This window comes from Streptomyces sp. NPDC044106 (genome assembly GCF_056433985.1).
In genome coordinates this window covers 87835-99855 of sequence record NZ_JBWKFZ010000026.1, presented here as the reverse complement: position 1 = coordinate 99855, position 12021 = coordinate 87835, and the positions used below count along the sequence as shown (strand labels likewise).

Sequence of the window (12021 nt, the reverse complement as noted above, 5' to 3'; positions counted from 1 at the left end):
CCGACACCATCGCGCAGGCAGGAGACGACGCGGCCGCCGTGCGCTGGACCCCGCTCGACAACGCCCGCGGCCTCGCGTTCGACCACAGCGACATCGTCACCAACGCCCGCCACCGCCACCTCTAGCTACGCCAAGGGCGGCCCCCGTCTCGCCAAAGCCTGGGGCCGCCCTTGTCACCAGCACTCATCAGAACTGGAGACACTCAGCATGACGCAACCGACCGACATCCGGCGAGAGGGCCTGCTCGCCGCCGCCCTGGACGCCGCAGAACGCGGCTGGCACGTCTTCCCGCTCCGACCCGGCACCAAGCGCCCCGCCCTGCACGGGGAGGCCGCCTGCCCGCGCACCGGACCGTGCGCCGACGGACACCGCAAGTGGGAGCAGCGCGCCACCACCGACCCCGATCGCATCCGTGCCACCTGGTCGCACGCCCCGTACAACGTCGGCATCGCCACCGGCCCCTCCGGCCTGCTCGTGGTCGACCTGGACATGCCCAAGGACAAGGGCAATGAGGGCGCGCCTGACGGCGCGACGACCTTTAAGGCGCTCTGCGAGCGCGCCGGACATGCTGTCCCCGGCACCTACCGGGTGCGGACCGCGGGCGGCGGTGAGCACCTGTACTTCACCGCCCCCCACGGTGTGCGGCTGGCCAACACCGCAGGCACCATCGGCCCGTTGGTCGACACCCGGGCATGGGGCGGCTACGTCGTCGCGGCGGGCAGCACCACCCCCGCCGGGGACTACGAAGCCCTCAGCGGTCCTGTGACGGCCCCGCTGCCCGAATGGATGCAAACCATCATGAACCCGGCTCCCAAGCCGCCTGGCGGCCTTCTGCGGCTCCCCGCGGCTGACGGGAGCCGCGCGGCGCTCGCCGCACTCGAAGCCGAATGCGCGCTCGTCGCCGCGACGCCGGAAAAGCGGCGCAACGCGACGTTGAACCGGTGCGCGTTCAAGGTGGGGCGGTTCGTCGCGTGGGGCGACATCCCCCGGCACGTGGTCGAGGAGGCCTTCCAAGGGGCGGGAGAGGCCAGCGGACTCACGTCGGCCGAGTGCCGCACGACCATCCGCAGCGCCCTGGACAGTTCCGCCCGCACCGTCCGGCCACGGGAGGCAGCATGACCACCCGCCCCCGCCCCCTCTTGGAAGGCCAATCCGCCACCTCGGCATGGCCGCAGGCCGCTCCACAGCCTGTGGAAACGGTGGCGGTGGGCGCCCCGAAGGGCGTCGCCGAAGGCGTCCCCATTGCTGTTCGCCCTGACCCGCAGGGCGAAGACGGGCGGTTTCCCATCGCGTGGCTGCACATCTGCGCCCCGCGCGGCACGGTCCCCACCGCCACCTCACGGTGCGAGTGCGGCCGTGACCGCAGCGCGGTCGGCCACAGCAAGGTGCTCGCCCTCATCGACGACCACACCGCCCACCGCGACGCATGCCCGCTCCGCGCTCCCCAGGAAGGAAGGGCCGCCGCATGACCAGTCCCATCGACGGCGCCGCACTGCTGGACGAGGTGGAAGCCTTCCACCGACGGTTCAACGTCTTCCCCCACGAAGCCGCCTACGTCGCGGTCGCCCTGTGGGACGCGCACGCCCACCTGCTCGACTGCTTCGACTCCACCCCCCGCATCGCCTTCCTGTCCCCCGAGCCGGGGTCGGGCAAGACGCGGGCCTTGGAGATCGTGGAAACCCTCGTGCCGCAGCCCATGACGGCGGTCAACGCATCCGCCGCCGCGCTCTTTCGCAGCGTGTCCAGCGGAAACGGAAAGCCGACGATCCTGTTCGACGAGATCGACACCGTCTTTGGCCCCAAGGCCGGCGACAACGAGGAGTTGCGCGGCTTCCTCAACGCCGGGCACCGCCGTACCGGAGTCACCTACCGGTGCATCGGCGACGGTGGGCAGCAGACCGTGCAAGCCTTCCCGTCGTATTGCGCGGTCGCGGTGGCGGGACTCGGCTCCCTGCCCGACACGATCCTGTCCCGCTCCGTCATCGTCCGCATGCGCCGCCGCGCACGCAACGAGAAGGTGGAGCCCTTCCGGGCCCGCGTCCACGAAGCCGAAGGCCACAAGCTCCGTGACCAGCTCGCCGCATGGGCTGAACACGCCCGCGGCTTCGTCATGGGCGCCTGGCCGGACATGCCCGAAGGGGTCTCCGACCGGCCCGCCGACGTGTGGGAGCCCCTGCTCGCCATCGCCGACGCGGTAGGCGGGCACTGGCCCGAGCGCGCCCGCGCCGCCTGCGTGACCCTCGTGACCGCCTCCCGCGCCAACGACAAGGGCAGCATCGGCGTCCGTCTCCTGACCGACCTGCGCGACCACGTCATGACCGGCATCGACCGCCTGCCCACCGTCGCCATCCTCGACCGGCTCAACTCCATGGACGACGCCCCCTGGGCCGACATGGGCGGCAAGCCGCTCGACAACCGCCGCCTGTCCAAGATGCTCGCGGAGTACATGACGGCCGACAACGAGCCCATCACCTCCCGCAACATCAAGACCGGCGCGAGCGTCCTCAAGGGTTACTACACCGCCGATCTCCACGACGCGTGGGCCCGCTACTGCCCCCCACCCCCCGAAAGTCCGCTACCTCCGCTACCCGGCACCGAAAACCCGGCCTGACCAGCGGAAACGAGGTAGCGGCAACCACCCTCGGTTGCCGCTACCTCCCCGCTACCCATCCGCTACCGCTACCCCGTCCGCTACCTCCCGCAGGCCCCCTGACCTGCGAGGTAGCGGCGGTAGCGGAAGTAGCGGACCTGAGAGACAGGGGGGCGCGCCCCTCCCTATCCAAGGAGAGCCACGCATGGCGACACCATCCGCCACCGCCACGCTCCGGGCAGGGCTCCCGGACCGCTATCTGACCCCCGATGACATCGCCGAACTCTTCGGCGTGCCGCTGGAAACCGTCTACCAGTGGCGCAAGAAGCGCACGGGCCCGCCCGGCTTCCGCGTCGGCAAGTACATCCGTTACGACCCCACCGACGTACGCGACTGGACCAGCGAGCGCATGGCCGACGACGCGGCCTGACGCGCAGCACCGAAGCACATCTCAGCACCCCAGGTAGGGCCACGCCGTGGCCCTACCTGACTCTTTCCCAAGAAGGGACCCAGCTTCCATGGCAGGCCACATCCAAGACCGCTGGTTCAAGACCGAGACCAACGCCGACGGCAAGACCGTCCGCGTCAAGACCGACCGACACGGAACAGGCATGCGCTACCGGGCTCGCTACGTGGCTCCGGACGGTACCGAGAAGTCGAAGAGCTTTCCGGACGGTAAGAAGCGCCTCGCTGAGGAGTGGTTGGCACGGATCGAGGCCGACATGTCGCGCGGCCAGTACATCGACCCGCGAACCACGCGCATGACCTTCCAGGAGTTCGCGGTGAAGTGGATCGCGAGCCAGAGCGGCGACCCGAACACCCGCGCCTCGAATGACTCTCAGCTCCGGCTGCATGTATTCCCGCGCATCGGCTCGCGTCCGCTGGGATCGTTCCAGCCCAGCCACATCCGCGAGTTTGTGACGCAGCTCGAAGGCTCGGGGATGTCCGGCTCGTACGCTCGCGTCATCTTCTCCAACGTCCGCGCTATTTTGAGCGCTGCCGTGGAAGACGGTTACCTGCCCCGGAACCCCTGCCATTCCCGTACGGTGACGCTCCCCGAGATGGGCGCCCGGCGCATCGTCCCGTGGACGTCAGAGCGCGTCTTCGACATGCGGGAAGCCCTTGTAGAGCGCTTCCGCCCCATGGTGGACGTTGGCGCCGGGTGCGGTCTGCGCCAAGGCGAGATCCTGGGCGTGTCAGTGGAAGAGCTCGACTTCGACAACGACACGCTGCATGTCGTGCAGCAGCTCAAGCTGAGCTTGAGTCAGCCGGTGTTCGCACCGCCGAAGGGCGGCAAGCTCCGGGATGTGCCGCTCCCCGAGCCCGTGGCTGACGCGCTCAAGGTGCACATGAAGCTCTTCCCGCCCGTAGAGATCACGTTGCCGTGGATGCGGAAGGGCGGGGCGCCCGTGACGAAGCGTCTGATCTTCACCGGCCCACTCGGTGGGCACGTCTGGCGTACGTCCCTGAACGAGGACCACTGGAAGCCTGCGCTCGCCAAGGTGGGCGCCATCCCGAAGGCGAAGAGCCGCGAACATGCCGCCGCTCGGGAGCACGGCATGCACGCGCTCCGGCACTTCTACGCGTCCGTGCTGTTGGACGCGGGGGAGAGCATCAAGGCAGTCAGCGAGTACCTGGGGCACTCCGATCCGGGGCTCACGCTGAAGGTGTACGCACACCTGATGCCGAGCAGCCGGGACCGTGCGCGGAAGGCCATCGGTCGGGCCCTGAGGCCGCAAGATCCACCGCACTGACGGCCCACAGACGGCCCGAGAATGAAAAATGCCCCTCATCTGCACCGAACGCACAGGTGAGGGGCATGATCACAAAGGCTACTTCTTCTTGCCCTGGTTCTTGACCGCCTCGATCGCCGCCTTCGCGGCCTCCGGGTCGAGGTAGGTGCCGCCCGGGTTCAGGGGCTTGAAGTCGGCGTCCAGCTCGTAGGAGAGCGGGATGCCCGTCGGGATGTTCAGGCCCGCGATGTCGGCGTCGGAGATGCCGTCGAGGTGCTTGACCAGGGCGCGGAGGCTGTTGCCGTGGGCCGCCACCAGGACCGTCCGGCCCGTCAGGAGGTCGGGGACGATGCCGTCGAACCAGTACGGGAGCATGCGGACGACGACGTCCTTGAGGCACTCCGTCTGCGGGCGCAGCTCCGGGGGGAGCGTGGCGTAGCGGGGGTCGGAGAACTGCGAGTACTCCGCGTCGCGGTCGAGGGCCGGCGGCGGGGTGTCGTACGAGCGGCGCCACAGCATGAACTGCTCCTCGCCGAACTCGGCGAGCGTCTGGGCCTTGTCCTTGCCCTGGAGGGCGCCGTAGTGGCGCTCGTTCAGGCGCCAGCTGCGGTGGACCGGGATCCAGTGGCGGTCGGCGGACTCCAGGGCCAGCTGCGCGGTGCGGATGGCGCGCTTCTGGAGCGACGTGTGGACCACGTCGGGGAGCAGGCCGGCGTCTTTGAGCAGCTCACCGCCGCGGACCGCCTCCTTCTCGCCCTTCTCGTTGAGGTTGACGTCCACCCAGCCGGTGAACAGGTTCTTCGCGTTCCATTCGCTCTCGCCGTGGCGGAGGAGGATCAGCTTGTACGGTGCGTCGGCCATGCCTCTGAGCGTAATCGAACCGCGGGGGGCCTCGCGCGCGCGGGCGCGGGTGTGACAGTTGACGGCTCCCGTCAATTGAGTGGCGTCCCGGGGCCGCGGGATCGTAATGTGCGCTTGCCGCAGGGGCCACTTACAGAGTGCGCTCACAGAGGCGCTTGCGGAGTCGGTCGCACAGTCGCTTGCAGAGTTCGGGGGATCTTCATGTCGTTCACCGCCGTCAGACGTGCCGTCAGTGAGAGCGTGGCGGGGCTCCCCCGCGCCTTCTGGTGGCTGTGGACGAGCACCCTGGTCAACCGGCTCGGCGCCTTCGTCGCCACCTTCATGGCCCTCTACCTCACCCTCGAACGGGGCTACTCGGCCTCGTACGCCGGACTCGTCGCCGCCCTCCACGGGCTCGGCGGTGTCGTCTCCTCGCTGGGCGCGGGCGTGATGACCGACCGGCTCGGGCGGCGGCCCACGCTGCTGATCGCGCAGGCCTCGACCGCCGTGTCCGTGGCGGTGCTCGGCTTCATGGAGCACCCGCTCGCCATCGCGGGCGTCGCCTTCCTCGTGGGCATGGCCAGCAACGCCTCCCGGCCCGCCGTGCAGGCGATGATGGCCGACATCGTGCGGCCCGAGGACCGGGTGCGGGCCTTCTCGCTCAACTACTGGGCCATCAACCTCGGCTTCGCCGTCTCGTCGGCAGGCGCCGGCTTCATCGCCTCGTACAGCTACCGTGCCGGTTTCCTCATCGAGGCCGCCATGACGATGGTCTGCGCGATCGTCGTCTTCGCGAAGCTGCCGGAGTCGCGGCCCGTGCGCACGGCGCTGCAGAAGGCGGCTGAGCCGGAGGTCGGCCTCGGGGCCGTGCTGCGGGACAGGCGGTTCATGGGGGTCGTGGGGCTGTCCTTCGTCGTCGCGCTCATCTTCCAGCAGGGGTCCGTGGGCCTGCCGGTCGCCATGGGCGAGGCCGGGTTCACACCCGCCGACTACGGTGTCGTGATCGCCGTGAACGGCGTGCTGATCGTCGCCCTGCAGATCCCCGTCACCCGTTTCATCGAACACCGGGACGCGCGGCGGCTGTTGGTCATCTCCTCGGTCCTCGCCGGGTACGGCTTCGGGCTCACCGCCTTCGCCGGGTCGGTCGGCGTCTTCGCGGTGACGGTGTGCGTGTGGACGCTCGCCGAGATCGTCAACGCGCCGACCCAGACGGGCCTGGTCGTACGCCTCTCACCCACCCACGGCCGCGGGCGCTACCAGGGCATGTACACGATGTCCTGGTCGGTGGCCGCGCTGGTCGCTCCGCTGATGTCCGGCTTCATGATCGACCGGTTCGGGGCGGAGTGGCTGTGGGGTGCGTGCGCGGTGCTGGGGACGGGGGCGGCGCTGGGGTACCGGGGGTTGATGCGGGGGCTTCCGGAGGAGTCGGGGGCGGAGGCGTCGGGGCTGGAGAAGTCGGGGCTGAGCGAGTCCGAGTCGGGCGTGGCGGAGCCGGATCCGGGCGTGTCGGCTCCGGTTGCGTCGGCTCCCGTTGTGTCTGTGGGCTCTACAGACACCGTTGCGCCTCGTACAGATTCCGTGGGCGCACCGCGTCCGTAGTTCCGTACAGCTCCAGGCGCGCGTGCAGGTCGCCGGTGAAGTCGGGGGTATCGGTCTGGTCGAACTCGCGGACCGTGTTGAGGCCGACCGTCGCGCTGTGCGGCGCGAGGCCGTCGATCTTCATCAGGCCCGCGCGTTCGTTGGTGACGCGGATGTTCCAGTGCGTGAAGCGGGCTCCGAAGAGTGGGCCCGCGCTCGCGTCGCCGCCGTGCCGGCCGTTGTTCTCGACGGTGATGTCCGTACGTACGTTCGCGAACGGCATCCCGCGGTGGCTGTCGAACGTGCCCATCTCCATGCGTCCGCGCGACCAGACGTTGTGGGAGGAGAGGCCTTCGACGTTGATGCCGTGCAGTTGGGTGCCGGGCGGGGCCGGTGTCGTGCGGGCGTCGATCCGGAAGTCCTCGATGAGATTGTCGTGCGAGCCCTCGCGGCAGAAGTACGGGTGGTGGGAGCCGCGGCCCGCCACGCGCGTGCGGCGCAGGGTGCAGGCGGAGGCGGCGACGAGACCGAAGCCGTTGTCGACGTGGCGTACGACGACGTCGTCGGCCCAGCAGTCGTACGCGCACTGGAACGTGACGCCGTTGTAGCCCTTGTCGAGGAGATGCGGGGACTGCGGCGTCTCGACGGCCTCCAGGGTGAGCGCCTCCACGCCGGAGCCGGTCAGGGCCCTGACGTGCGTGGTGAGGCGGGGATCCCACTCCGGGCGTACGTCGAGGGGGAGCGGCCGTTCGAAGGTGACCCGCCGCCTGCGGGGGTCGAGGGCGGCGATCCGTACGGGCCACTCGTAGGGGACGTACGAGGTGAGCTTCGTCTTGTCGTCCCAGGTGTACGCGCGCGGGCCCGCGCCGTCGCCCGCCATGTGCTCCAGGAGCGTGTGGCCGGGGTCGTCGGCAAGGCGGAGGAGCACGAGGTCGCCCTTGCGCAGGCGGGAGGCGTCGGCGACCGTCACCGACCAGGAGCCGCGGCGGGCCGGGCGGATCGTGGTGAGGGTGGCCCACTCGTCGCGCTTGTTGCCGGTCCAGCCCTCGAAGGGCCAGGCCTTGGCCTTGATGGCGGTGGTGAGCGACTCCCAACGGCCCTCCGGGCAGAGCCAGATGAGGCCGCCCGCCCAGGACCAGCTGGACTTGTCGCCGCCGTAACGGGAGCCGTAGGGGCCGATCAGCTCGGTGAGGTTCTTCGTCGCGAGGAGGGTGGTACGGCCACTGCCCGCGCCGCGCAGGGTGACGTTGTCGTGGGCTATGCGGATGACGTCGTCGATGCGGTAGGTGCCAGGCTGGAGGAGGACGGTGCCACCGCCGTTCCGGCCGGCCTCGGCGAGGGCGCGGTTGATGGCGGGGGCGGTGTTGGTGGCGGGGGCGGTGTTGGTGGCGTCCGGGTGGGCGCCGTGGGTGCGGGCGTCGATGGTCCCGGGGATTGGGCCGCGCCCTCGCCCTGTGCGGCCTGCGTGAGCGCCGGCTCGGCCGATGTAGGGGATCTGGGGGTGGGTGTAGGGGGCGGCGGTGAACTCTCGCCAGAGGGTGGGGGTTGGGGTGGGAGTGGGGGGCGTTGCGGCGTGAGCGGTGCCGTTGTCGGTTGCGGCGGTCGCCATGGTTGCCGTGGTCGCCGTGGTTGCCGTGGTTGCCGTGGTTGCCGCCACGGCTATCGCGCCGTTGAGTAGGGCTCGTCTACTGGGGTGAGCGTTCGCCACGACTCCCTCGCCTTCCATGAATGTGAACGGAGTTCATGTGTGCGGTGAGCGGGAGCATGCCATGGCGCTGCGCTGGGCGGAAGGGGGTGGGGTGCTGCTGTCCCGCCGCTTCGCGGCGGATGCCTCCCACCCGCCCACCCGTTCACCCGGCACCGGGTGGTGGGGGTAGGAGCGGGGGCTTGGACGGTCACCGTGCGGTGCGGGGCAAACGGGTGGGCGGGTGGGAAAACGCCGCGGAGCGGCGGGGATCAGCCACCCGCAGGCGCGGGGACGACCGGCGCGGGCAGGCGCCACGGAGCGGCGGGGTTGAAGGGTCACCGTGCGGTGCGGGGCAAACGGGCGGGCGGGTGGGGAAACGCCGCGGAGCGGCGAAGAACAGTCACCCTCACCCGCGGGGGTCACCGCCGCAGGCCCCCGCCGCGGAGCGGCGGAGAAACCTCACCCGTCCCGCTGAGTCAGATGCGTGAACGCATCCAGATTCCGCGTCGACTCCCCCCGCGCCACCCTCCACTCGTACTCCTTCCGAATCGCCGAAGCGAAGCCCAGCTCGAGGAGTGTGTTGAAGGAGTCGTCGGAGGCGGAGAGGACCGAGCCGAGGAGCCGGTCGAGTTCCGTGGGCGTGACCGCGGAGAGCGGCAGCTTGCCGGCGAGGTAGATGTCGCCGAGCGAGTCGATCGCGTAACTGACCCCGTACAGGCGGAGGTTCCGCTCGAGGAGCCAGCGGTGGACCGCCTCGTGGTTCTCGTCCGGGTGCCGGATCACGAACGCGTTCAGGGAGAGGGAGTGGTTGCCGACCCGCAGCGAGAGCGTGGTGGAGAGCTTCCGCGTGCCGGGCAGCTTCACCACGTACGAGCCGGGCTCGGGCGCCTCCCACTCGAGCTCGGCGTCGTCGAGGGTCCGCTCGATGATCGTCGCGGTGTCTGCCTGCTCAGCCATGGTGCGAGCGTACGTGACGGTGCGAACCGCGGAAGTCGTGCATCGCGGCGGTGTAGACGTCCGCCGTGGCGGACGCCGCCGTGTCCCAGCCGAAGGACTGCGCGTGCCGGGCCGCCGCTTCGCCCATCCCGTCCACAAGGTGTGGATGATCGGCGAAATCGCGCAGCACGCGCGCGTAGTGGGCCGGTTCGTGGCCGCGGATCAGGAAACCGGTCACCCCGTCGCGTACGGCGACGGGCAGCCCGCCCACCGAGGCCGCGAGGACCGGCGTGCCCGCCGCCTGCGCCTCGATGGCGACGAGACCGAAGGATTCGCTGTAGGAGGGCATCACCAGGACCGACGCCGCCCGGAACCAGTCCGCCAACTGCTCCTGGCCCACGGGCGGCTGGAAGCGGACGACGTCCGCGATGCCCAGCCTCGCGGCCAGTTTCTGCAGTCCCTCGGGCTTGGCGAGGCCGCTGCCGCTCGGGCCGCCGACGATGGGGACGACGATGTTCGAACGCAGCGCGGGCCGCTCGTCCAGGAGCACGGCGACCGCACGGAGCAGCAGGTCCGGGGCCTTCAGGGGCTGGATGCGGCCCGCGAAGAGCGGTACGAGGGCGTTCTGCGGCAGGCCAAGGCGGTGCCGGGCCGCGGCGCGCCCGTCGGCGGGGCGGAACCGTTCGAGGTTCACGCCGGGGTGGACGACGGCGACCTTGCCGGGATCGGCCTCGTAGTGGCGTACGAGTTCGTCGGCCTCTTCGGAGGTGTTGGCGATGAGGCGGTCGGCGGCCCGGACTATCTGCGTCTCGCCGATGACGCGGGCGGCGGGTTCGGGGGTGTCGCCCTCGGCGAGCGCCGCGTTCTTGACCTTGGCCATGGTGTGCATGGCGTGGACGAGCGGCGCGCCCCAGCGTTCGGCGGCGAGCCAGCCGACGTGGCCGGAGAGCCAGTAGTGGGAGTGGACCAGGTCGTAGTAGCCGGGGCGGTGGCCCGCCCAGGCCTGCATCACGCCGTGGGTGAAGGCACAGAGCTGGGCCGGCAGCTCTTCCTTGGCGAGCCCTTCGTAGGGGCCCGCGTCGACGTGCCGCACGACGACGCCGGGCGCCATCTCGACGGTGGGCGGGAGGCCGCCGGTGGTGGCGCGCGTGAAGATCTCGACCTCGATGTTGATCGCGGCGAGGCGCTTGGCGAGCTCGACGATGTAGACGTTCATGCCGCCCGCGTCGCCCGTGCCGGGCTGATGCAGCGGCGAGGTGTGCACGCTGAGCATGGCCACGCGGCGCGGCCGCCGCTGGGAGCCGGGGATGCGGAGCCGAGAGGGTGCCGCCGGGGAGCGACGCCCGAGCCTGGACACGTACTGGCTCACGTGGCGGTCCTCCTTGCGTACGGGCATGACTACACGGAGGGCGTACGGTCCTCCGCAGGGAGAACACCGGACCTCGCCGCTCCATTTCCGCCCAGCCCCTTTTTGCCAAAGCGTTACGTGACGGCCCCCGGCCGCTGTCCCGCATACCCTTCTCCCATGGCCCCACGCACCCCTTCCCGCCCCGTGGGAACGGTGACGCGCGGGACCACGAATCCGAACCGGCTGCGCCGCATGGACCGCTGGATCGCCGCCGTCCACGGCGCCGCGCTGCGCCGTGCCGCCGACCCCGTCGCCGTCGACCTCGGCTACGGCGCCTCTCCCTGGACCGCCGTCGAGCTGCTCCACAGGCTGCGTACCGTCGCGCCACGCGCGCGCGTGGTCGGCATCGAGATCGATCCGGCGCGGGTCGCGGCCGCGAAGCCGTACGAGCGCGAGGGGCTCGCCTTCCGGCACGGCGGCTTCGAGGTGCCGCTGCCGGGCGGCGGCCCAGGTACCGGTGGCGGCACCGGTACCGGTGGCGGCTCGGGTTCCGGTTCCGGCCCTGGCTCCCGCCCCGTACTGATCCGGGCCGCGAACGTCCTGCGGCAGTACGACGAGGAGCAGGTCGCCGCCGTCTGGGAGCGCCTGTGCGCCCGGCTCTCCCCCGGCGGCCTGCTCGTCGAGGGCACCTGCGACGAGATCGGACGGCGGCACGTGTGGGTGGCGCTCGGGCCCGGGGGGCCGCGCACGGTGACGTTCGCGGCCCGGCTCGGCTCCCTCGACCGGCCCTCCGACCTGGCCGAGCGGCTGCCGAAGGCGCTGATCCACCGGAACGTGCCGGGCGAGCCGGTGCACGCGTTCCTGGACGACTTCGACCGGGCCTGGGCGGCGGCGGCGCCGTACGCCTCGTACGGGGCCCGGCAGCGGTGGATCAGGGCGGTCCGCGATCTGCGTGCCGACTGGCCGGTGCTCGACGGGGCCGCGCGGTGGCGGCAGGGCGAAGTGACGGTGCGGTGGGAGGCGTTGGCTCCGCGGTCCTCGTGAGCGGTCCTCGAGAGCGGTCCTCGTGAGTAGTCCAGGTGAGCGGTCCGGGTGAACCCCGGCGAGTCCGGTCGTGCTCGGGGTGTACCCCGAGGCCACCCTGGGGCCACCCGGACGTCACCCGGAGATGGTCCGGTACCCGTGAGCGGCGGGAACGATCTCCGCGTGCCGCACGTCACATGGGGCGTGTGGGGGATCGGAGTTGCTGTCGGGCTCTGTCGGATCGGGCGCCGACATGGCACCATCCCGGTGGCGAACGTAAGTTACT

Annotated in this window: 11 protein-coding genes; 7 read left to right on the top strand and 4 right to left on the bottom strand. The window is 70.8% G+C overall.

Annotation, left to right across the window (positions count from 1 at the left end; all coding sequences use genetic code 11):
• Positions 1 to 207 precede the first annotated feature (207 nt).
• The 5 genes from AC07DI_RS34175 to AC07DI_RS34155 all read left to right on the top strand — a co-directional run bounded on the left by AC07DI_RS34175 (position 208) and on the right by AC07DI_RS34155 (position 4344).
• Positions 208 to 1119 carry a bifunctional DNA primase/polymerase gene (locus AC07DI_RS34175; protein WP_478908512.1) on the top strand — a complete coding sequence of 304 codons (912 nt, stop codon included), beginning with the start codon at positions 208 to 210 and terminating at the stop codon, positions 1117 to 1119.
• Complete coding sequence (locus tag AC07DI_RS34170; protein WP_478908510.1) at positions 1116 to 1469, top strand: hypothetical protein; 354 nt, start codon at positions 1116 to 1118, stop codon at positions 1467 to 1469. The genes AC07DI_RS34175 and AC07DI_RS34170 overlap by 4 nt, the downstream gene beginning before the upstream one ends.
• Positions 1466 to 2611, top strand: coding sequence for a DUF3631 domain-containing protein (locus tag AC07DI_RS34165; protein WP_478908508.1), 1146 nt, complete (start codon positions 1466 to 1468; stop codon positions 2609 to 2611). The genes AC07DI_RS34170 and AC07DI_RS34165 overlap by 4 nt, the downstream gene beginning before the upstream one ends.
• A gap of 184 nt (positions 2612 to 2795) precedes the next feature.
• The gene (locus AC07DI_RS34160) at positions 2796 to 3020 is read left to right on the top strand and encodes a helix-turn-helix domain-containing protein (protein WP_478908506.1); all 225 of its coding nucleotides are present in this window, start codon (positions 2796 to 2798) and stop codon (positions 3018 to 3020) included.
• A gap of 88 nt (positions 3021 to 3108) precedes the next feature.
• Positions 3109 to 4344: a tyrosine-type recombinase/integrase gene (locus AC07DI_RS34155; RefSeq protein ID WP_478908504.1), complete on the top strand. Its 1236-nt coding sequence runs from the start codon at positions 3109 to 3111 to the stop codon at positions 4342 to 4344.
• A gap of 78 nt (positions 4345 to 4422) precedes the next feature.
• Here the strand turns inward: AC07DI_RS34155 and AC07DI_RS34150 are convergent, their stop codons facing one another.
• Positions 4423 to 5184, bottom strand: coding sequence for a phosphoglyceromutase (locus AC07DI_RS34150; RefSeq protein ID WP_062773105.1), 762 nt, complete (start codon positions 5182 to 5184; stop codon positions 4423 to 4425).
• A 201-nt stretch (positions 5185 to 5385) separates the two neighbouring features.
• On the opposite strand from AC07DI_RS34150, the gene AC07DI_RS34145 reads away from it, so the two are divergent.
• Positions 5386 to 6762, top strand: coding sequence for an MDR family MFS transporter (locus AC07DI_RS34145; protein WP_478908502.1), 1377 nt, complete (start codon positions 5386 to 5388; stop codon positions 6760 to 6762).
• Here the strand turns inward: AC07DI_RS34145 and AC07DI_RS34140 are convergent.
• The 3 genes from AC07DI_RS34140 to mshA form a co-directional block, all read right to left on the bottom strand.
• Positions 6710 to 8467, bottom strand: coding sequence for a glycosyl hydrolase family 28-related protein (locus tag AC07DI_RS34140; RefSeq protein ID WP_478908500.1), 1758 nt, complete (start codon positions 8465 to 8467; stop codon positions 6710 to 6712). The genes AC07DI_RS34145 and AC07DI_RS34140 overlap by 53 nt on opposite strands.
• Positions 8468 to 8887: 420 nt before the next feature.
• Entirely contained in the window at positions 8888 to 9385 is a 498-nt protein-coding gene (locus AC07DI_RS34135; RefSeq protein ID WP_384261206.1) for a type III secretion system chaperone family protein, read from the bottom strand.
• Positions 9378 to 10733, bottom strand: coding sequence for a D-inositol-3-phosphate glycosyltransferase (mshA, locus tag AC07DI_RS34130; protein WP_384261208.1), 1356 nt, complete (start codon positions 10731 to 10733; stop codon positions 9378 to 9380). The genes AC07DI_RS34135 and mshA overlap by 8 nt, the downstream gene beginning before the upstream one ends.
• A 156-nt stretch (positions 10734 to 10889) precedes the next feature.
• Here mshA and AC07DI_RS34125 point away from each other — a divergent pair, with 156 nt between their 5' ends.
• A complete protein-coding gene (locus AC07DI_RS34125) occupies positions 10890 to 11756 on the top strand; it encodes a class I SAM-dependent methyltransferase (RefSeq protein ID WP_478908497.1) in 867 nt (288 codons plus the stop codon).
• Positions 11757 to 12021: the final 265 nt, after the last annotated feature.

Bases quoted from the DNA above. Each gene is read 5' to 3' on its own strand.
- AC07DI_RS34175 (WP_478908512.1), top strand. From the start codon at position 208: ATGACGCAACCGACCGACATCCGGCGAGAGGGCCTGCTCGCCGCCGCC.
- AC07DI_RS34170 (WP_478908510.1), top strand. From the start codon at position 1,116: ATGACCACCCGCCCCCGCCCCCTCTTGGAAGGCCAATCCGCCACCTCG.
- AC07DI_RS34165 (WP_478908508.1), top strand. From the start codon at position 1,466: ATGACCAGTCCCATCGACGGCGCCGCACTGCTGGACGAGGTGGAAGCC.
- AC07DI_RS34160 (WP_478908506.1), top strand. From the start codon at position 2,796: ATGGCGACACCATCCGCCACCGCCACGCTCCGGGCAGGGCTCCCGGAC.
- AC07DI_RS34155 (WP_478908504.1), top strand. From the start codon at position 3,109: ATGGCAGGCCACATCCAAGACCGCTGGTTCAAGACCGAGACCAACGCC.
- AC07DI_RS34150 (WP_062773105.1), bottom strand. From the start codon at position 5,184: ATGGCCGACGCACCGTACAAGCTGATCCTCCTCCGCCACGGCGAGAGC.
- AC07DI_RS34145 (WP_478908502.1), top strand. From the start codon at position 5,386: ATGTCGTTCACCGCCGTCAGACGTGCCGTCAGTGAGAGCGTGGCGGGG.
- AC07DI_RS34140 (WP_478908500.1), bottom strand. From the start codon at position 8,467: ATGGAAGGCGAGGGAGTCGTGGCGAACGCTCACCCCAGTAGACGAGCC.
- AC07DI_RS34135 (WP_384261206.1), bottom strand. From the start codon at position 9,385: ATGGCTGAGCAGGCAGACACCGCGACGATCATCGAGCGGACCCTCGAC.
- AC07DI_RS34125 (WP_478908497.1), top strand. From the start codon at position 10,890: ATGGCCCCACGCACCCCTTCCCGCCCCGTGGGAACGGTGACGCGCGGG.